Genomic DNA, 20,512 nt, shown 5'->3' with positions numbered 1-20,512 from the left:
CGCCTCCTGAAAGCGCTTCCGATCCCATGACGTTCTCCCACAATGGCGCCGCTGGGGCGACCCTCGCGACGGGGGGCAGCTCGTTCATCACCCTGGAGCAGTTCATCATCGAGCGCGAGGCGGAGTCGCCCGGGTCGAAGGGCCAGTTCTCGCGTCTGCTGCGCGACATGGCCGTGGCCGCGAAGATGGTCGAGCGGGACGTCCGCAAGGCTGGGCTCGTGGACCTGTTCGGCGAGACCGGCGAGATCAACGTGCAGGACGAGGAGCAGAAGAAGCTCGACGTGCTCGCCCACGAGGCCTTCGTGAGGGCGCTCCGGCGTGGCGGCGAGGTCTGCCTGATCGGCTCCGAGGAGCACGCCGAGGCCATCCCGCTGCTCTTCGACGACTGCCAGGGCAAGTACGTCGTCCTGTTCGACCCGCTCGACGGCTCGTCCAACATCGACGTCAACATCTCCATCGGGACCATCTTCTCGATCTACCGCATCCCCGACGACCACGTCGGCAAGGTGACCATCGAGAGCGCGCTCCAGTGCGGGCGCCAGCAGGTCGCGGCGGGCTACATCGTCTACGGCTCGTCCACCATCCTCGTCTACACGACCGGCAACGGCGTCAACGGCTTCACGCTCGACCCGTCCATCGGCGAGTTCCTGCTCTCGCACCCCGACATCACCACGCCGGACCGCGGCAACATCTACTCCATCAACGAGGGCAACTACAACTCTTGGGAGCCAGGCCTCAAGGAGTACATCAAGTGGATGCAGCAGGAGGCGCCCGACGATGCGCCCGCGCGCCCCTACACGACGCGCTACATCGGCTCCTTCGTGGCCGACTTCCACCGCAACCTGATGAAGGGGGGCGTCTACATCTACCCGGCCAACACCCGCAACCCGAACGGCAAGCTGCGCCTGATGTACGAGGCCAACCCGATGGCCTTCATCGTGGAGCAGGCGGGCGGGCGCGCGGAGACCGGCAACGGGCCGATCCTGGACGTGGAGCCCGAGGCGTTGCACGACCGCTGCCCGGTCTACATCGGCAGCCCGGCGATGGTGGAGGACGCGCTGGCGTTCCTGTCCGGCGAGCGCACCAGCCGCGACTGATCCGCCTGGCCTCGGCGTCGAGGCGGGACCACTCAGAACCGGACGCCCAGCGCCAGACGGTGGCGGCTGGCGTCCCCGAAGCCGATCGTCCCTTCGAGATAGAGGGGGCCGACGGCGCCACCCGCCCCTGCGACCGCGCCGGCCTGCCAGTAGGAGAACACGAGGTCGCCCGATCGGATGCGCTCGTACTCATTGACGACGCCGGCTTTCAGGTAGGGCACCGCGGGGCCGGGCGCAGCCGTCCAGCGGACCAGCACTTCCGCGCCGAGCCGGGTCACGTCGGAGTCGCTCGCGTCGGACCGCGCCGGGCGGGTGGCGTCCAGCGAGACGAACGGGATCGACTCGGCGAACACGACATCGACGGAAGGACGGAGGGCGACCGAGAGGGGGGACTCCGGGCGGGCCCACTCCACCTCGGCACCGAGGCCGACCGACGGCGCTGCGTATCCGGCGTCGTACCCCGCGTTGGCGAGGCCGCGAACGTGGACCTGCGCCGCCAGCGGGACGGCGGTGACGAGAAGGACGAGGAGGACGAGCGCACGCATGGGAAAGGGGGACCGGGCAGAGCGCACAGGCTACGCGCCGACGGGGGGGCGATCGCGACCCACAACGGCGTCCACTCAGGGGGATAAAAACGCCCCGGCCGCAGGAGCGACCGGGGCAGGACGAACGGGGAGCAGGGGAGAGACTACGCCTCCATCACCTCGGGCTCGCGAGTGTGGCCGTCGCCCTCATGAAGCTGGCGGGCGCCGCGCGAGCCGATCTCGATGCGGCGCGGCTGGCGCGCCTCACTCTTGCCGATGCGGACCGAGAGCACGCCGTCGTCATAGGTCGCCTCGATCGCCTCGGGGTCCACGTCGGTGCCGAGCACGAACGAGCGGAAGAAGCGGCCATGGGCGCGCTCGACGCGGTGGGCGCGGGCGCCGGTCCGCTCGGCAGTATGCTGGCGCTCGCCGGAGATCTTGAGCGTGCCGTCGTCGAAGGTCACGTCGAGGGCGTCGCGGTCGATGCCCGGCAGGTCGAGCGTGAGGAAGTAGGCGTCGTCGGCCTCGGCCACGTCGGCCCGGGGGCTCCAGACCGTCTGGGCACTGGAGCGATCGCCCGCGGTGGCGTCGTCGAAGAGACGGTCCATCTCCCGGCGCAGGATGGCGAAGTCGCGGCCGGGTCGGAACGGGAACGTCGTCATGGGAGGAAGGGGATGGATGAAACAGGATGCCCGGAGGCAGGGAGCGGCCTTTCAAGTCCTGTGCCAGATCCGTTATTGGAACAAGTTGTCACCGGAGGTGCGGTTCCGCTGTCAGGCTGACAGCCAGAACCCGGCATGGTCGGCGCCGGTTGGGAAGAGCGGTCCTCCCCCTTTGACATCGTGACGCCCGACCTGCCGCTCGTCCCCGCTGCCGCCCCGCCGTTCGCTCGCCCACAGCCGCTGGACCTGACGTTCGAGGGGTTTCCGGCCGAGGGGTTCGAGGCGCTCGCGCGGCTCCGCGCCGAGCCGCACATCGGGCGCTACCAGAAGGAGAAGGCCGTGCTGGACCGCGCCGTCACCGCGCCGTTCAAGCGGTACCGCGACGACCTCGCCGTCAACTGGGTGCTGCCGAACGGGCTGCCGTTCGAGACCGAGAGGAACGTCTTCAGCCGCATCCTCAAGAACGACTTCGGCCGCGGCGGTTCGCACAGTCACCTGTGGATGAGCTTCTACCGCCGGCCCCGAAAGCGGCTGACCGACGTCCAACTGAGCCACGCCATCCACGCCGACGCCTTTCGGTGGGGCCTCTACATCGGCGACTATGCGAAGGGGCTGTTCGGTCCGGCCCGGCGTCGGCTGGTGGAGGAGCCCGAGGTGTCGCTCCCCATTCTGAATGCGCTCATCGACCGGGGCTACCGGCTGTCGTTCGCGCCCCACGTCACGAAGCCCGAGGGGCACCCGGAGTTCGACACGGCCCTGGACGCGCTGCCCGACGGGCTCGACCGCGCCAAGGGCATCTGGGTGATGCGCCGGATCGACCGCGCCGAGGTGGACCGCCTCGGGCCGATGCTGGTCGGGGCCGCCATCGACGCGCAGGAGGAGTTGTGGCCGCTGTACCGGTTTCTGGCGGTCGCCGCGAGCGGCGAGCGGGAGGGCGGCAGTGGTGATCCTGCGTTCGGGAGTGGCATGTAGAGACCGTCGTCCGCACCTTCGCCTCACGCCTCACGCCTCACGCCTCACGCCTCACGCCTCACGCCTCACGCCTCCATGCTCCAGTCCCACTCGTCCGGCTCCATTCTCACGCTGACCCTCGACCGTCCGGAAGTCCGCAACGCCCTTTCGGGCGAGTTGGTCGAACAGTTGACCGAGGCGCTGGAAGCCGCTGGACGCGACGACGCGGTCCGCGTGGTGGTGCTGACGGGCACCGGACGCGCCTTCTCGGCCGGGGCCGACCTCGCGGCGCTCCAGGGGCTCCAGACGGCCAGCGCCGAGGCCAACCTGGCCGACTCGGAACTGCTCGCCCGGCTGTTCGAGACGATCTACACGCTGCCGAAGCCGGTGGTGGCCAAGGTCCAGGGGCACGCCATCGCGGGCGGCTGCGGGCTGGCGGCCGTCTGCGACGTCTCGCTCGTGGCGGACGATGTCAAGCTTGGTTTCACCGAGACGCGCATCGGGTTCGTGCCGGCGCTGGTGGCCGTGTTCGTGGTCCGCAAGCTGGGCGAAGCCGCGGCGCGCGACCTGCTTCTGCGCGGCCACCTCATCGACGCGGCCGAGGCGGAGCGTATCGGCCTCGTCACGCGCGCCGTGCCCGCGGGCGACCTGGACGTGGCGGTGGATGCCCTCTGCCGCGACCTGGCGACCGAGACGAGCGCGAGCGCGGTCGCCCTCACCAAGCGTCTCCTGGCCGACGTGCCCTCGATGGGCCTCGCCGAGGGGCTCAGCTACGCCGCGCGGCTGAACGCCTTCGCGCGCTCCACCGACGACTGCAAGGCAGGCGTCGCGGCCTTCCTCGGGAAGACGGACCCGCCGTGGCGACGCGACGCCCCATGACCTACTGGTCGCCTTCGAACCGTCGGTAGCGTGCGTTGACGCCACAGTAGAGGCCGTACGCCGCCAGCCCAAGCCCGACGATGGCGAGCAGCACCGCGCCGTATGGCTGGTCCCGGAGCGTCGACAGCGCGCCGTCCAGCCCTCGCGCGGCCTCCGGGTCGTAGCGGTAGGCTGCGACGCCGAGCGCGAGCCCGATGATGCCGTACACGACGCCGCGCGCCACCAGCCCCGCGCGCCCGATCGTCCGGATGGCGTCGCGCCGCTTCGCGGCCTCGCCGGTGAGGGACAGGTTGTCCATGAACGACGCCTTGTGCGCGCGGATGAACTCGTACCCGCCATACCCGAGTACCGCCAGTGCGACGGCCGCCAGCACGAACCGGCCGCCCGGAAGCGCGAGGGCTTGCTGGGCGCCTTCTTCGGCCCCGCCCGATCCGCCGCTCGCGCTGCCGCCCTGCAGGATCCGGTAGGCGGCGTACGCGAGCGTGCCGTAGGAGACCGCGCTGATCAGGTAGCCGGCTCGCTTGACGAGTCCGTGGGCGTCAGTGCCTTGCCGCTCGGGGTCGAGGACGGCCATCGCCAGCCGCCACGCCGCGTAGGCCGCCAGTCCGATCCCCAGCAGGGTGAGCAGGATGGACCCGAAGCTGCTCTCCGCGACGGTCTGGAGGGCTCTTCGCTGGCCCTCCGTCGAACCGCCGTCCAGCGCGGTGTCCACGGCGAGCAGGCCGAGCAGCAGGTACAGCACGCCCTTGAAGGCGTAGCCGATGCGTCCGGCGGTTTCCAGGGGGTGACGGGCGACGGACGAGGCGGACATGACGGGTAGGGAGAGAGAGGGCTGTCGGAACGCGCCTCTCGCTCACGCGGGTCCGCTACAGCCGCACGGCCGCTGCCGCCGCCTCGGCGCGCTCGCGGGCGAGGTCGAGAGTCTCGGCGGCGACCGTGACGTGGCCCATCTTTCGGGTCGGGCGGACGGAGTCCTTGCCGTAGAGGTGGACGCTGGCTCCCGGCACGGCCAGCGCTGCCGAGAGATCGGGCGCGGTCGTGCCCTCGCGGTCGCCGAGCACGTTCACCATGCAGGCCGCAGGCACGCGCAGGCCCGTCTCCCCGAGCGGCCAGCCCAGCACGGCGCGGACGTGGTTCTCGAACTGCGACGTGTGGCTCGCGTCGATCGTCAGATGGGCGGTGTTGTGGGGCCGCGGCGCGACCTCGTTCACCAGCACGCCCCCCTCATCCAGCAGGAACAGTTCGACCGTGGCGACGCCGGTCACGTCCAGTGCGGTGACCGTCGCCAGGGCGACGCGCCGGGCCTCGGCCTCGGTCGCCTCGGACAGGCCGGCCGGGACCGTCGCCGCGTGGAGCCGGTGGTCGCGGTGCTCGCTCCGCACGACCGGGTACACCGCGGCCTCGCCGTCGGGCCGCCGGGCCACGGTCACGGCGACCTCGGCGACGAACGGGACGAACGCCTCCACCAGGAGCCCGTCCTCGGCAGCGAGGGTGTCCCAGGCTGCGTCCACCTCATCTGACGCCCGGCAGGTCGCGTTGCCGTAGCCGTCGTACGAGCCCTCGAACTGCTTCAGCACGGCCTGGCCGAATCGGGCGACCGCGTCGCGGGCGTCGGCGCGGGTGGCGGCGAGCACGTGGTCGGGCTGCGGGAGCCCGGCCTCGGCGAGGACGCGCTTCTGCCGCCCCTTGTGGCGGATGGCCGTCAGCGTGGCGACGCCGGGCCGAAGCCGCACGTCCGGAACGGCCGCCAGCAGGCGGTCGGCGGGTGCCCACTCGCTCTCCACCGTCACGGCGTCGCATCCGGCAGCCCAGTCGCGGAGCACGGCGGGGTCGGTCCAGTCGGCCACGGTGACGCCCGCGAGCGGCCGCCCGGTGCCCGATTCGTGGTCGGCGAGGATGCGGACGGTGACGCCGAGGCGGGCGGCGGCGAGGGCTGTCATGCGGCCGAGCTGGCCGCCGCCGAGGATGCCGAGAACGGGGAGGGGCACGGGCACGCGCGGGGGGAGAGGGCAAGCTACCGGGAGCCTCCCGGTCGGTGCCGGATGTTTCCCCACACTCGGGTCCGAGCCCCGTCGCTACACTCCGCCATGCGCCTGCTCGTCCTCTCGCTCACCGCCCTGGCGCTCGGCCTCGGCGGACGGCCCGCTGTGGCACAGACGGCGGCGTGCGTGTCGGACTGGCTGGTCGAGGCGGGGGAGCCGCCGGCCCTCACGCGCCACCGCGAGGCCTTGCGTGCGGTGCCCGGCCGCGTCGGTCTCGCGGAGCAACTCTGCCCGCCCTCGCGCCTCGAGTCGGGCGCGGAGCGCCTCGCGTCGTCTCGCGCCGAAGGCTCCATCGAGGAGCAGCAGACGTGGGACCGAACCACCTCCGCATGGACGAGCACTGACCGCATCCTGCGCGCGCTCGGCGACGACGGGCGGCTGGCCGAGCGCGTCCGACAGCTCCCCGTGGGGACGGGCTGGGTCAACGACCAACAGACCCGGTACGCCCTCGACGGTGCCGACCAGGTCCAGACCGACGCCCGGTGGGACGCGTCCGCCTGGATCCCGACGACGCGTGCGACCTACTTCTACCGGCCCGACCAGCGCTCGCTCGGCGAGCGGCAGGAGCGGTGGGATGCCGACGCTACCCTCTGGCGCATCCTCGCCCAGCGAAGCCTGGGCTACGATGCGGCCGACCGCGTCGTGCTCGTCCTCACCGAGGCCCTGCGTGAGGAAACCCTGGAGACCCTCCCGGTCGACCGCACCCTGACCAGCTACGCCGCCGACGACCGCGGCTCGGTGGTCCTCTACCAGCGCTGGGCCGAGGTCGGTCGCTTCGTCGATGTCTCGCGCACCACCCTCACCGCCGACGCCGACGGCGTGCGCCTCGCCAGCGTGACCGAGGAGCGGCAGGCCGGAGCGTGGGTCCCCTCGGGCCAGACGCTGTACCTGTTCGGTGCCGAGGCCGACACCGTGCGCACGCAGGGGTGGAACCGAGCGACGGCCGCCTGGGAGAACACCTTCCAGACGATCCGGTCCGACACGGAGAGCGGGCAGCGCGGCGTCGAGGTCACGCAGTCATGGCAGGACGACGCGTGGATCAACGTGTCGCGCTCCGAGACCGAGACCGCAGGTGGTCGGCTGGTCGCGTTCATGACGAGCGTCTGGGAGGGCGCCTGGGTCCCACGCCGACGCCTGCGCCGGGCGTATGAGGGAGGACGCCTGGTGGACGAGGTCACCGAGCAGTGGGAGGTGGGGGCGCAGATGTGGGCCCTCATGATGCGGTCGGTGTTCTCCTTCCACCCGACGGGTGCCCCGCTCCGGACCCTGTCGGAGGCCTTCGCCGAGGACGGCGTCACCCTCCGCTCGGGAACCGACACGGTCTGGGAGTACGACGCGCTCGACCGCGCGACCTCCCGCGTTGCCGCTGCCTGGGACCCGACGCTTCGCACCTGGGTGGATGCGAGCCGCTCGCTGTACTCCTACGGTACCGTTCCCATCGCCACCGAGCCTGAGGAAGTGGGCGGGAGGCTCGCGCTCTCGGTCTCACCGAACCCTTCCGCGATGGCGGCGAGGCTCGAACTCGCGATCCCCTCCTCGGCGCGGGTCCGGGTGGACCTGTTCAGCGTGTCGGGGAGGCTCGTGCAGTCGGTGTGGAATGGCCCCTTGCCCTCCGGCCGTAGCGAGCACGCTCTGGACCTGGGGGCGCTCGCGCCCGGCCTCTATCTCGTTCGCGTGAGGACCGAGGCAGGCGAGGCGACCCGCATGGTGACGGTCGTGCGCTGACCGACGCCGCGCGAATCGACATGCGCATCGAGGGCTACCTCTACGATGACCTGACGCTCCGCTTCGACTTCACCGATCAGGGCGCCCGGCGTGTCGCGGCCAGCTTCCTGGAGGCGGGCTACGACGGGGGCTGCGAGGGGCACGGCTGGCGCGACGCTACGTTCCAGACCGACGCCGCCAACTCGTCGGGCTCGGCGACGTTCATCGCCGAGCAGAACTGCGGCGTGTAGCGCACGCCCGGTAGCTCCGGCTCGCGGGCCTCTCGGCACCGTGGGGCGGTCCTGTTCTTCTCTGAGCGCCTCCGCCTCGGCACCGAGGCGGGTCGGCGAGGCCCCCGCCTTCTTCCCGAGTCGATAGCGCACGCGTCGGCTCGGTGGTATGCTGACCCTATCTCGGGAGCCAGAGCGGAATTCGCCGTTCGCAGGCCCCATCGTCGCCATCGTGTGGGGGCCTGCGCCGACCCCCCTCGCCGATCTGCCGCATGCGTCGTCTCTGCCTGACCGCTGTCGCGGTCGTCCTCGCCAGCCTCTCCGCGCTCGCCCAGCCGACCTACGACCGCTGGGCGCTGGCCGACTCCATCGACGCCGTCCTCGGCGAGCGCGCCTTCGGCCCGGCGCACTGGGGTGCGCACGTCGTCGACCTGGAGACCGGTGAGGTCTACTACTCCCGCGACGCCTACGCCTCGTTCATCCCGGCGAGCAACATGAAGCTGCTTACGACCGCAGCGGCGCTCGACGTCCTGGGACCGGACCACCGGTTTGTGACTCGGCTCTCAGGGGCGGGGACGGTCGCCTTCGGCACCCTCGACGGTCCGCTCGTCGTCCGCGGCGTGGGGGACCCGGCGTTCGCGGGATCGCGCTACCGGACCGAACTGCGAGGCGTGTTCCAGGCCTGGGCCGACAGCCTCCGCGAGCGGCGCATCCGGACCATCTTCGGCCCCATCCTCGTGACCGACGCGGCTGTGCCGGATCCCGACTCGAGGTTCGTCCGGGCGCTCCTCACAGCTCTCGAGGACGCGGACATCCAGGTCGTCGACCGCACGGTCCGGGTGGTGCCTCCCGAGGCGCTTCCCGACGAGGAGATGCTCGTCCCGCTGGCGTCGTACAGCTCGCCACCGCTGGCTTCGATCGTACGCACGACAAACGAGGACTCCGACAACCTCTACGCCGAGCGGCTCCTCTGGGTGGCTACGGCCGCCGCCTACCCCGGCGCTGGGCCGCCGCCCTCCAATCTGCGGTCGGCGGCCATCGGCTCGTTCCTGCGCCGGATCGACATCGACCCCCAGATGGCCGTCGTCGCGGACGGGTCGGGCTTGTCGCGGCAGAACCGGCTCACGCCCTCCGGCACCGTCGACCTTCTCACGGTCATGTGGACGCATCCGTCGCGTGCTACGCAGGAGGCGTTCGTCGGGTCGCTTCCGGTAGGTGGCATCACGGGCACGCTGGAGCGGCGCTACCGGATCGGTGACGCCCGCGGCAACGTCCGCGCGAAGACGGGCTTCATCAACGGGGTGCGGACGCTTTCGGGCTACGTCACAACGGCATCCGGCCGTGAGCTCGCGTTCTCGCTGATGTGCAACGGCTACACCGTCCGCACGAGCCGCATCAACTGGGCGCAGGACACCGTGGTCGAACTCCTGGCCGACTTCCGGGGCCGCCCGGTAGGCGGCTGACGGCACGGCCGCGGCGTCCTCGGCGCTACACCTCTGCCTCCTCCGGCTCGTCCTCCTCCACCTCGTCGCCGTCGTCGCCTGAGTCGTCGCCGGACGCGAGCTGGTCGAGGTCGATCTCGCGGACGGCCAGCATGGGGCTGGTCGCCGTCCGGGCGCGCTCCAACTCCTCCGCCATGAAGGGCGCCGTGGGCGTGTCCGCCTCGGCGAGGCCCTCAGGCGGACCGGCGTAGAGGATGTGACCGCCGCCCGCGCCGCCGTCCGGCCCGAGGTCCACCACCCAGTCGGCCTGCTTCGCCACATCCATGTTGTGCTCAATGACGAGCACGGTGTTGCCCTTGTCGACGAGCGCCTGGAGGACCAGCAGCAGGTGGCGGACGTCCTCGAAGTGGAGGCCCGTCGTAGGCTCGTCGAGGATGTAGAGCGTCTGGCCCGTGCCCGGCCGCGAGAGCTCCTTGGACAGCTTGATGCGCTGCGCCTCGCCGCCCGAGAGCGTCGTCGCCTGCTGCCCGAGGCGGATGTAGCCGAGCCCGACCGCGTCGAGCGTCCGCAGCTTCTTGGCGATGCGGGGGACGGCCTCGAAGAAGCCGAGCGCCTCCGAGACCGGCATTTCCAGGACCTCGGCGATCGACTTGCCCTTGTACTTGACGGCCAGCGTCTCGGCGTTGTAGCGCTTGCCCTTGCACGTCTCGCACTCGACGTAGACGTCCGGCAGGAAGTTCATTTCGAGCTTCATGATGCCCGCGCCCTTGCACGTCTCGCAGCGCCCGCCCTTGACGTTGAACGAGAACCGTCCCGGCTTGTAGCCGCGGATCTCGGACTCCGGCAGGCGCGCGAACAGGTCCCGGATGAGCCCGAACAGGCCCGTGTACGTCGCCGGGTTGGAGCGCGGCGTCCGCCCGATGGGCGACTGGTCGATGGCGATGACCTTGTCGATGTGCTCCAGCCCCTCGACGTCGTTGTAGGGGAGGGGCACCGACTGCGCGTTGTGGAAGTGCGCCGCCAGCATCGGCGCCAGCGTCTGGTTGACGAGGCTCGACTTGCCCGAGCCCGACACGCCGGTGACGACCGTGAGCGTGCCGAGCGGAACGTCGAAGTCGACCGAGCGGAGGTTGTGGCCCCGGGCGCCCGTCAGGCGGAGCCAGTGGCCGGAGCCGGGCCGCCGATCCTCCCGCGCGGGCGTCGGGACGGCGCGGAGGCCTGCGAGGTAGGCGGTCGTCAGGCTCTCCGGCGGGGCGCCGTCGCCGGACACATCGGCGATCTCCTCCGGCGTGCCCGCCGCCAGCAGCAGTCCGCCGAACTCGCCCGCACCGGGCCCGAGGTCGACCACGAAGTCGGCCGCCTCGATCATCTCGCGGTCGTGCTCGACGACGAGCACCGAGTTGCCGAGGTCGCGGAGCGCGGTGAGCGAGGCGATCAGCTTGACGTTGTCGCGCGGGTGCAGGCCGATGCTCGGCTCGTCGAGCACGTACAGCACGCCCGTCAGCTGGGTGCCGATCTGGGTCGCGAGCCGGATCCGCTGCGACTCGCCGCCCGAGAGCGTCCGCGCGGGGCGGTCCAGCGTCAGGTAGTCCAGGCCGACGTTCAGCAGGAAGTCCAGCCGCTCGCGGATCTCCTTGACGATGGGCGTGCCGATGGTGCCCTGCCGGCCCTGCAGGTCGAGGTCCTCGAACCACTGGCGGAGCGTGCGGAGATCCATCTGCACGAGGTCGGCGATGGATTGATCGCCCTCGTACGTGCCCGTGTTGCCGACGCGGTAGCTCAGCGACTCGGGCTTGAGGCGCCCGCCGTCGCACACCTTGCACGCGCGGAGGCGCATGAACGCCTCGCCCCACGTCCGCTGCGCCTTCGAGGACGCGTTGTCGAGCGTGTGCTGGACGTGCCCATAGACGCCGCTGTAGCGGTGCTGGTAGGTCACCTTGCGGCCCTTGTACGAGTAGACGATGTCGAACTGCTCGTCGCCCGCGCCGTCCAGGATGACCGCCTTGTGGGCGTCGGTCAGGTCTTCGAATGGGGTGTCGTAGTCGAACCCGTAGACCTCGGCGACGGCGCCGAGCTGGCTGAAGACCCACACGTCGCGCGGCGTCCCCAGCGGGGCGAGCGCCCCCTGGCGAATCGTCTTCTTGGGGTTCGGGACGACGAGGTCCGGGTCGATCTCACGGCGCACGCCGAGCCCGTTGCACGCCGGGCAGGCGCCATACGGGCTGTTGAAGCTGAACGTGTTGGGCGAGGGGTCGTCGTAGCTCAGCCCGTCGGCCAGCGCGGTCAGGTGGCGCGAGAAGAGGCGGTCGCCCGTCGGCAGCTCGGCCTCGTCGCCGCTCCGGTCGATCTGCGCGATGAGCGTGCCGCCGCCCATGCCGAGTGCGATCTCGGCGGCCTGCGCCACGCGCGGCCGGACGCCCTCCTTCACGATCAGTCGGTCGACGACGACCTCGATGTCGTGGACCTTGTACCGGTCGAGCTGCATCCCCTTCGTGATCTCCACGATCTCGCCGTCCGTGCGGACGCGCTCGAAGCCGGACTTGGCCGTCTGCTCGAACAGGTCGCGGTAGTGGCCCTTCCGACCACGGACGACCGGCGCGAGGATCTGCACGCGCGTGCCCTCCGGAAAGGCCGCGATGGCGTCGATGATCTCGTCGTCGGACTGCCGCTTCATCGGCGCGCCCGAGACGTACGAGTAGGCGTCGGCGGCGCGCGCGTAGAGCAGGCGCATGAAGTCGTAGATCTCCGTCACCGTGCCCACCGTCGAGCGCGGGTTGCGGGAGACCGTCTTCTGCTCAATGGCGATCACCGGCGAGAGGCCGTCGATGAAGTCGACGTCGGGCCGCTCCATGACGCCGAGGAACTGGCGGGCATAGCTCGACAGCGACTCCATGTAGCGGCGCTGCCCCTCCGCGTAGATCGTGTCGAACGCGAGGCTCGATTTGCCGGACCCGCTCAGGCCCGTCACCACGACGAGCTCGTTGCGGGGGATGTCGAGGTCGATGCCCTGGAGGTTGTGCTCGCGGGCACCGCGGATGAGGATGCGGTCGTCCATTCGGGGGGGCGGGGGGGCCGACAGCGGTGAACCGGCCGGTGGGGGCGCCGTTCCGTCCGGCGCGTGCGCCGAGGTACGTACGGCGGGTGCCCCCGTCGTGTCACCCCGTCCGACTCGGTCACTCCCCATCCAGGCCGAGGCGGGCCGACTCAGCGCACGACCGTGAGCCGCCGCGTGATCGCCTCCGCCTCCGTCTGGGCGCGGACGAGGTAGAGGCCTGCCGGGAGCCCGGTCGCGTCCAACGCGAAGAGGTGGTCGCCGGCCGCGAGCGGACCGTCGTGGAGCCGGGCCACCCGCCGCCCCAGCGCGTCGAACACCTCGACGTGGACGTGGGCCGAGGCCGCGAGGGTGAGGCGGACAGTAGCGGCCCCGCCGGTCGGGTTGGGGTGCGTCGCGAGGGCGAACGCCCAGTGGTCGTCGGCCTCCGCGCTCGTCGACCGGCCTGCGACGACGACGGCCTCCCCGGCGGCGTGGGCGAACTGGAGCGGCGCGTCGAGGCGGAGCGACCCGAACCCGACGACGGTCCGCGTCTCCTCGGTCGCGCTGCCGGGGCCGATGGTGACACGGTCGCCGACGGCGAAGGGGGCGGTGCTGCTGACCGCGAGCGCCTCGGCGCCGGGCGCGGTGTCGTCGGTGAGTGAGGTCTGAGGCGGCGGTGCGTCGCCGAGGAGCGCGCGCCAGCGCACCCGCTGGCCCTGCGGGTTCGTGCCTGTTCCGACGATCGTCATCCCGTCGTCCGAGACGCCGTCGACGCGTTCGAGCTGCCAGCCAGTGAGGTCGAGGCCATAGTCGGCTTCGAGCATCTGGCGGACGGTCCGGCCGCCGGTCTCCCACACCATGGCGACGCTGCGGCCCGTCCGCCCGGCCACGCCGAACACGGCGGCCCCGTCGCCCATGACGTGCGTGGCGGTCGAGAAGGTGGCGCCGGGGCCGAGCCCGAGGGCCTGCATCCCGCCGCCGCTCGTCCAGCGGAACGCCTCGTAGCCGAAGGCGAAGCTGGTGCCCGACGAGAGGCTCTCGCCCACCACCGTCGAGCCGTCGGCGGAGACGTCGTAGGCGTAGCTGCGGAACTGGCCCCCCGGCAGGTCGCCGAGGCCCACCATCGCGCCCGACGCCCACCGGAAGGCCTCGATCCCATCGTCGGACCAGCCCGTGCCGACGACGACCTCGCCGTCGGCCGAGACCGCGCTGGCTTCGCTCTGGGCGTTGCCGCCCGGCAGGTCGCCGAGGGGGATCATTCCGTCGTCCTCGGTCCACCGGAAGGCGACGCTCTGGTCGAAGTGCTCACCGACGACGACCATGCCGTCGTCCGAGACGCCGGTCGCCACGGCGTTCACGCCGCCCAGCGACTCGAACCCTGCGCCGGCCGACTGGCGGAACGCCTGGAACTGCGCGTCGGTGCGGCTGCCGCCGACGACCACGCTCCCGTCGCGCGAGGTGGCGTTGCCGTCGCTCCGCCCATCCCCGGACGGGAAGGCGCCGATCCACTCGAAACCGCCCGCGTCGCTCCAGCGGAGCGCCTGGGGCACGGAGCCGCTCGAAGGGCGGGCCCGCCCGACGATCGCCCGGCCGTCGCCAGAGACGGCCCGGATGTCCCAGTCGAGCACCGCCGGCCCGTCGGGCAGGTCCTCGATCACCTGCACGCCGACGCCGCTGGTCCACCGGTAGCCGGAGATCGGGCTGCCGTCGTCCTCGCCGACGACCACGCTGCCGTTGGCGGAGACGCCGGTCGCGACGGCGGGGAAGACGGGGTCCGAGAAGCTGCCGATCTCCTCCATCTCGTTGGCCAGGGTCCAGCGGAAGGCGACGAGCGATCCCGAGCTGGCCCGCGTCTCGCCGACGACGGTCGTTCCATCGGCCGAGACCGCGAGGGCGCGGCTGAGGGGCGTGGCCGTGTTGAGGCTGCCGAGCCCGCGCATCACGCGCTCCCCCTCGCCCTCGTCCTCCTCGGTCCAGCGGAAGGCCTCCGCCCCGAGCGCCGACGTGCCCTCGCCGACGATGACAGCGCCGGTCTGCGAAGCCCCGGTCGCGACGCTCGCGAAGAGGCCCTCCGCGAGGTCGCCCAGGCCCTCCAGTCCGGCCGCCTCGGTCCACCGAAAGGCCTCGGGGCCGTCGCCGCTCGTCCCGCCGCCGACCACGACGCGCCCGTCGCCGGAGACGGCGTACGCGGTGCTCTGGAAGGCCCCGCCGCCGAGGTCGCCCAGCCCGGTCATGCCCGCCGACGTCCAGCGGAACGCCTCTTCCCCGGACGCCGAGACGCCGCCCCCGACGACGACGGCGCCGTCGGCCGACACGCCGCGGGCGACGCTGGCGAACGCGCCGCCCGGCAGGTCGCCCAGCCCGACCATGCCGCCGCCCGCGCTCCACCGGAACGCCTCGGTGCCGCTCGCCGACGTGCTGCCGCCCACGACGACGCTCCCGTCTTCGGAGACCGCGAGGGCGAAGCTCCGGAACCCACCGCCCGGCAGGTCGCCCAGCCACTCGATACCGTCGCGCGCGGTCCAGCGAAACGCCTCGACCCCGCGCGACGACTGCGCGCTGCCGACGACGGTCAGGCCGTCGTCCGAGACGGCACGGACGGTCAGTTCGCTCAGAGCCGCGTATTCGTCGAGCGAGTGGAACGTCTGGGCGTGAACCGGGACTGCAACGGCCAGCGCGGCGGCGACGAGAAGGCAGGAGGCAGGAGAGCACATGGGGCGAGAGGGGCGTTCTCTTGCAACAGCGAAATCCGCCCCTCATCGGGGTCATCCCGGCGAGAGGTCAGCGCACGACCGTCAGCGGCCGCGATGCCACGGCTCCGCCCGCCTCGGCGCGGACGAGGTAGACCCCGGCGGGCAGCGCCGACAGGTCGGCCGCGATCCGGTGGGCGCCCGCGCCCAGGGGGCCTTCGTAGAGAGTGGCGACGCGACGGCCGAGCAGGTCCGACAGCGTCACCGAGGTAGGGCCTGCGGCAGCCAGCGTCAGCGCCACGGTGGTCACACCCGACGTGGGGTTGGGGAACGTCGCCAGGGCGAGGCCGCGGACCTCGGCGTCGGGTTCGCGGTCGGTGGGCTCGCTGCTCGCCAGCACGATCTCCCCGAGCCCCTCGACTCCGGTCACCACGAGCTGGTCGGCGGCGCTCTCGTAGGTCGTGGCGAGCGCGGTAAACGACCCGCTGCCAGGGACAGGCCGCGAGTAAGCCTTCAAGGTCGGCGGGGCGCCCGAGACAGTGCTCAGGTCGATCCGGAACGTCGCCGCCGAGAGGGTGCCCGCGCTGAGCCGGACGACCCACCGCGTCGGCACGACGTATGGCTCTGGGATGCTGCCTGCACTCGTGGGCGCCGCGTCGAACCGCTCGGCAGAGATCCGAGCCGAGCCCTGGGCGCCCCCGCCCGCGACCTCGAGCGTCGCCCCGACGCGGGTTCCGAACCGGTACGTGCCAGCCCCCGTGAAGGCGCGCGAGGTGACGGCCGGCTCCCGGAGCACCAAGAGCTCGACCCCGGTCGACCCGTCCGAGGCGGCGGCGATCAAGGCGCCGTGGCTGGTGCGGAGGCTCGTCGCGGCCAGGCCGGTTTCCGAGTCTGGGTTCAGGTCCAGGGTGAGGACCGTCCCGCCGATGGTGCCGTCGGTCTGCCACAACTCGGCGCCAGTCTCCTTCGCGGAGGCGAGGAAGTAGAGCCGGTCGCCGAGCACCTGATAGGCCTCGAAGCCGGGGATCCCGCTGGCGCTGCCCGGGCGGACATCGGCCAGCTGATAGGTCCCCGCCGCCGTGCCGTCGCTGTACCAGGGCTCGTATCCGGCATCTGGCGTGGCGGCGGCGAACACGATACCGGCCCCGAGCCTTCCGGTCGGGAATCCCAGAACCTCGTCGCTGCTCGTCGGGCCGGGGCTGATGTCCCGGACCAGCCTCGTGCCGCCGGGCGTGCCGTCGCTGGTCCAGAGCTCCTGGCCCGTGTCCGCCGTGAACGCCGTGAAGAGGACGCGGTCGTCCAGCGCGACCATCCCCGTGATCTCACTGTCCGCAGGCCCGGCGTTGATGTCTGCGACCAACTGGGTGCCCGCCTCCGTCCCGTCCGTCACCCAGAGCTCCTCGCCCTCATCCGGCGTCGAGGCCACGAACAGGATTCGGTCCCCGACCGCCCGGAACAAGCCCGGGTCTGAGTCTGCAGACCCCGGGTTGATGTCTTTGACGAGGGTGGTGCCGCCGCTCGTCCCGTCGCTGATCCACAACTCGCGACCGCTGGAACCCCGGTCGGCCGAGAACACGACGCGATCTCCGAGGGCGCGGAGTTGGCGAGGTGACGAGTCGCCGGATCCCGGCACGATGTTGCGCACCAGACGGGTGCCCGCCTCGGTCCCGTCGGTCGCCCAGAGCTCGACGCCGGTCGTGGGGGTGTTGCCCGGGAAGAACAGCAGGCCGCCCGCGATGGCGTTCTCGATGAGACTCTGCGGGGCCGGCCCGCCGCTCGCGACGACCTTGTGCGTCCCTTGCTCGGTGCCGTCCGACACCCACAGATGCCGCCCGGTGTCGTCGATGGCGTAGAAGTAGGCGCGCCCGTCCCACGAGACGAAGTTCGTGAGAGAGGACGTTACGGATCCGGGCCGGATGTCGCGGAGGAGGCGCGAGCCGTCAGGAGTTCCGTCGGTCACCCACAGTTCGCGGCCCAGGTCCGGGTGGATCCCCGAAAAGACGGTCACCTCGCCCGCCTCGGCGAAGTCGGCAGGGAAGGAACCCTCGGGACCCGGAACGAGGTCGATGAGGGTCTGTGCCTCCGTCGCGGGCAGACATCCTGTGCAGATGAGCGCGGCTGTCAGGAAGAAGCGGTACATGGAACCGGTCGGCAGGGTGTGCCTCTTGAAACGAAGACTGCTTCCACATGGGCTCACCCGGAGTGGGTCGCGGTTCCCGTCGGAGGCATCCCGTGCCTCTTTCCGCAATGCCTCGTGCCCTGTCCCCCTGCGTCCTTGGCAGGTTGCCGAAGGGTACTGCCGCACCACCGTTCCTCTCTCAGGGGGGGGCGCCTACCTCTCCTGTGCGTGGCCCAGGTGCTAGAACGCGCTACCGGACACGGGCCTCCGCTTCTGCCAGCGCGCGGCGCGCACCGGCGATCGAGGGATGATCGGGGGGGTACAGCATCTCGACCTGCTCGACTGCGTCGCGGAGAAGCAGGACGGCCTCGGCAGGTGAAACGAAGCGCGCCAACAGCTTGATGGTGTCGATGGTGTTGCGGTGGGGCCGGGGCAGAACCCGCCGCTGGATGGCGAGCGCTTCGCGAATGAGGAGGGCCGCCTCCTCTGTCTGCCCCCGATCCTCGAGGACGATGCCGACACTCCGGAGCGCAGACGCCGTGTCGGGGTGGTCGTCGCCCTGGACCTGGCGGCGGAGGGCGAGCACGTCGCGCGCTACCGCCTCCGCGCGCTCGAGGTCGCCCTGGCCGCGGTACACCATGCCGAGGTTGTTGAGGATCGCCAGTTGGAGCGGGTGGCCCGCGCGCAAGCGGTCCGAGGCTTCCCGGCCCGACGTGAGCAACGGTTCGGCCCTGTCGTACTCCTCACGAGAGATGTGGGCGATCGCGAGCTGGATCCGAGGGGCGAGGCGGAGGGAGTCGGGCAGCGTGGGCGTGGCGTCGGCCAGCGCGATGGCCTCGCGGGCGAGCGCTTCAGACGGTGCGATGGCCCGCCGCCGCCATTCGAGCGCCGCGAGGACGTTGAGCGTGAGCACGAGGTCTCTGGGGCTGCTGTGCTGCCGCGCCAATGCGAGGGCGTCGGTGAGGACCGTGTGGGCGTGCTCGAAGTCGCCCAACTGCATCTGGACGGTGCCCAGGGTGCGGAGCACCTCGGCCTTGACCTCGGGGGCACCGTCGAGACGGGCGGTGCGCTCGACGCCGCGGGCGAGCAGTTCGCCGGCCGTCGTCTCGACGCCGCGCGACTCGCCGGGATTCGAGGCGCGGAACAGGCCGAGCACGAAGTCGCTCACGGCCTGCGTGGTGGCGGCCTCCGCCTCGGCGCGGTCGCGTTCGTCCGCCAGCCGCCGCGCCTGGACGGTGGTGAGGGCGCTGAAGCCGATCAGCACGGTCACGAACGCCGTCGCCACGGCGACCCCGAGCGGGTGTCGGCGGACAAACGTGCCCATGCGGTACGCGGTCGTGGGCCGTCGCGCCGTTACGGGCAGGCCCGCGACCGCGTGGTCGATGTCGTCGCCGAGCGCGTCGGCAGAGACGTAGCGCCGCTCGGGCTCGGGGGCGAGGGCCTTCAGCACGACGGCGTCCAGGTCGCTCGGGCGGCGTCCCGCGAGCGCGGACGGTGGCGGGGGGAGGGCGGCCATCGCCCGGAGCCGCTCTGTCGGAGACGCCCCGGCGTCGGCATGCGGGCGCTGTTCGGCCAGAACCTCGTAGAGCAGAAGGCCGAGTGCGTAGACATCGGCCGCCGTCGTGATCTCGTCGCCGGCGAGCTGCTCCGGGGCGGCGTAGTCGGGCGTGAGCAGCGCCGCGGTCCGGGAGGCGTCGGCGTCGGCGTCGAGCAGCTTGGCGATGCCGAAGTCGAGCAGGACAGCCCGTGGCGCCCCGTCGTCGTCCTCGGTGACGAGCACGTTCGACGGCTTGAGGTCGCGGTGGACGATCAGCCGCCGGTGCGCGTAGGCGACCGCGTCGCAGACCTGTCGCATGAGCCGGAGGCGAGCGTCGGTGTCGAGACCGAGGCGGGCGACGTAGGCCGTGATCGGCTCGCCGTCCACCAGCTCCATCGCGAAGTACGGCTGCCCCTCGTCGCTGACGCCGCCGTCGAGGAGACGCGCGACGTTCGGGTGGCTGAGCCCGGCCAGGATCTGGCGCTCGCGGCGGAACCGGTCGAGGAGCGAAGGAGGCGCGAGCCCGCGGCCGATCACCTTGAGGGCCACCTCCTGCGCGTAGGCTCCGTCGGCCCGGTGGGCGCGGTAGACCGCGCCCATGCCGCCCTCGCCCAGCAGGCCGCCGATCTCCCACGGGCCGACGCGGCGCCCGACGGCCTCGACACCGCCCGCTGCCAGCAGGTGCGCCGCCGCCTGGGCGGCGTCGGTGGCGAGGAATCCCGACGCGTCGGAGGCGTCCTCGGCGGCGAGGCTCTCGCAGACCTCCGTGTAGAGTGCGTCGTTCAGCGTCCCGTCATCGCGCTGGCAGGCCTCCCGGGCGTGGGCGTCTCGATCCGCCTCGGGAGGCAAGTCGTCCAGGAGGTCCAGGATGCGCCGGGCGGCAGTCCAGAGCGTCGGGTCAGGGGCGGGCATGGGGAGCGGGGCGGACTCTCGGTCATGCGGATTCGCGCCGCTGCGGGGGACGCGAGGCGGATCAGCCGTGGGCCGGGTCATCGAGCGCGCGGTAGAGCCAGGCGCGGGCGGCCTGCCAGTCGCGCTTGACCGTCCGTCCCGTGACCCCGAGCACCTCCGCGGCCTCGTCGACGGTGAGGCCGCCGAAGTAGCGGAGTTCGACGACCTGCGCCGCGCGGGCGTCCACCTCGGCGAGCCGGGTGAGCGCGTCGTGGAGCGCGAGCACGTCGGCCGCTTCGGCCTGGACGGCGTCGGCCAGCTGGAGGCCGTCGACGGTGACGCGGCCGTCGGCCGGCGGGCGTTTCTGGGCGGACCGTGCGCGGGCGCGGTCGACGAGCACCTGGCGCATCGCTCGGGCGGCCGCGCCGAAGAAGTGGGCCTTGCTCTCAGACGGGACCCGGCTTCCGCCGACCAGCTTGACGTAGGCCTCGTGGACCAGCTCCGTCGTGTGGAGCGTCGCCGGGCCGTGCTCGCGCTGGAGGTGCCGCCGGGCGAGATGCCGCAACTCGTCGTAGACGAGCGGCAGCAGGCGGTCGACGAGGTCGGGGGTGTCGGCGCCGTCGATCAGGAGGCGGGTGACGGGACCGGAGGCGGGCGCGACGGACATCGGTCGGCGAAGGCGGATCTGGAACATAGGGTTAGGCCGCATG

15 protein-coding genes are annotated in these 20,512 nt (G+C 71.9%); 6 read left to right on the top strand and 9 right to left on the bottom strand.

Annotated features, from left to right (window positions below):
• The first annotated feature begins 26 nt into the window (after positions 1–26).
• Positions 27–1,097 carry a class 1 fructose-bisphosphatase gene (gene fbp / locus B1759_RS18205; RefSeq protein WP_095516503.1) on the top strand — a complete coding sequence of 357 codons (1,071 nt, stop codon included), beginning with the start codon at positions 27–29 and terminating at the stop codon, positions 1,095–1,097.
• Positions 1,098–1,129: 32 nt separating this feature from the next.
• Here the strand turns inward: fbp and B1759_RS18200 are convergent, their stop codons facing one another.
• Complete coding sequence (locus B1759_RS18200) at positions 1,130–1,642, bottom strand: hypothetical protein (RefSeq protein ID WP_095516502.1); 513 nt, start codon at positions 1,640–1,642, stop codon at positions 1,130–1,132.
• A gap of 143 nt (positions 1,643–1,785) precedes the next feature.
• Positions 1,786–2,283: an Hsp20/alpha crystallin family protein gene (locus B1759_RS18195; RefSeq protein ID WP_095516501.1), complete on the bottom strand. Its 498-nt coding sequence runs from the start codon at positions 2,281–2,283 to the stop codon at positions 1,786–1,788.
• 135 nt (positions 2,284–2,418) lie between these two features.
• Here B1759_RS18195 and B1759_RS18190 point away from each other — a divergent pair, with 135 nt between their 5' ends.
• Positions 2,419–3,255: a hypothetical protein gene (locus tag B1759_RS18190; RefSeq protein ID WP_095516500.1), complete on the top strand. Its 837-nt coding sequence runs from the start codon at positions 2,419–2,421 to the stop codon at positions 3,253–3,255.
• 75 nt (positions 3,256–3,330) lie between these two features.
• The gene (locus B1759_RS18185; protein ID WP_095516499.1) at positions 3,331–4,113 is read left to right on the top strand and encodes an enoyl-CoA hydratase/isomerase family protein; all 783 of its coding nucleotides are present in this window, start codon (positions 3,331–3,333) and stop codon (positions 4,111–4,113) included.
• Between the two features lies 1 nt (position 4,114).
• Here the strand turns inward: B1759_RS18185 and B1759_RS18180 are convergent, their stop codons facing one another.
• The gene (locus B1759_RS18180) at positions 4,115–4,924 is read right to left on the bottom strand and encodes a DUF1206 domain-containing protein (RefSeq protein WP_095516498.1); all 810 of its coding nucleotides are present in this window, start codon (positions 4,922–4,924) and stop codon (positions 4,115–4,117) included.
• Positions 4,925–4,979: 55 nt separating this feature from the next.
• Entirely contained in the window at positions 4,980–6,101 is a 1,122-nt protein-coding gene (locus tag B1759_RS18175) for a 5-(carboxyamino)imidazole ribonucleotide synthase (protein WP_198949016.1), read from the bottom strand.
• A gap of 99 nt (positions 6,102–6,200) precedes the next feature.
• On the opposite strand from B1759_RS18175, the gene B1759_RS18170 reads away from it, so the two are divergent.
• From B1759_RS18170 to dacB, 3 genes are all read left to right on the top strand, one after another.
• Positions 6,201–7,880, top strand: coding sequence for a T9SS type A sorting domain-containing protein (locus B1759_RS18170; RefSeq protein ID WP_095516497.1), 1,680 nt, complete (start codon positions 6,201–6,203; stop codon positions 7,878–7,880).
• Between the two features lie 20 nt (positions 7,881–7,900).
• Positions 7,901–8,110, top strand: coding sequence for a hypothetical protein (locus B1759_RS18165; RefSeq protein ID WP_095516496.1), 210 nt, complete (start codon positions 7,901–7,903; stop codon positions 8,108–8,110).
• A gap of 251 nt (positions 8,111–8,361) precedes the next feature.
• A complete protein-coding gene (gene dacB, locus B1759_RS18160; RefSeq protein ID WP_095516495.1) occupies positions 8,362–9,552 on the top strand; it encodes a D-alanyl-D-alanine carboxypeptidase/D-alanyl-D-alanine-endopeptidase in 1,191 nt (396 codons plus the stop codon).
• A gap of 25 nt (positions 9,553–9,577) precedes the next feature.
• Here the strand turns inward: dacB and uvrA are convergent, their stop codons facing one another.
• The 5 genes from uvrA to B1759_RS18135 all read right to left on the bottom strand — a co-directional run bounded on the left by uvrA (position 9,578) and on the right by B1759_RS18135 (position 20,469).
• Entirely contained in the window at positions 9,578–12,586 is a 3,009-nt protein-coding gene (gene uvrA / locus B1759_RS18155) for an excinuclease ABC subunit UvrA (protein ID WP_095516494.1), read from the bottom strand.
• 149 nt (positions 12,587–12,735) lie between these two features.
• Positions 12,736–15,279 (bottom strand): T9SS type A sorting domain-containing protein, encoded by a 2,544-nt coding sequence (locus B1759_RS18150; RefSeq protein ID WP_095516493.1) that lies wholly within the window; start codon positions 15,277–15,279, stop codon positions 12,736–12,738.
• 67 nt (positions 15,280–15,346) lie between these two features.
• Positions 15,347–17,395 (bottom strand): ELWxxDGT repeat protein, encoded by a 2,049-nt coding sequence (locus B1759_RS18145; RefSeq protein ID WP_095516492.1) that lies wholly within the window; start codon positions 17,393–17,395, stop codon positions 15,347–15,349.
• A gap of 229 nt (positions 17,396–17,624) precedes the next feature.
• A complete protein-coding gene (locus B1759_RS18140) occupies positions 17,625–19,823 on the bottom strand; it encodes a serine/threonine-protein kinase (protein WP_158225340.1) in 2,199 nt (732 codons plus the stop codon).
• A gap of 61 nt (positions 19,824–19,884) precedes the next feature.
• Positions 19,885–20,469: an ECF-type sigma factor gene (locus tag B1759_RS18135; protein ID WP_158225339.1), complete on the bottom strand. Its 585-nt coding sequence runs from the start codon at positions 20,467–20,469 to the stop codon at positions 19,885–19,887.
• Positions 20,470–20,512 lie beyond the last annotated feature (43 nt).

Origin of the sequence: Rubrivirga sp. SAORIC476 (assembly GCF_002283555.1) — a bacterium.
In the GTDB taxonomy this organism is placed as follows: Bacteria; Bacteroidota; Rhodothermia; order Rhodothermales; family Rubricoccaceae; genus Rubrivirga.
The sequence above is the reverse complement of the archived record's forward strand: the minus strand, read 5'-3'. Positions and strand labels throughout refer to the sequence as shown.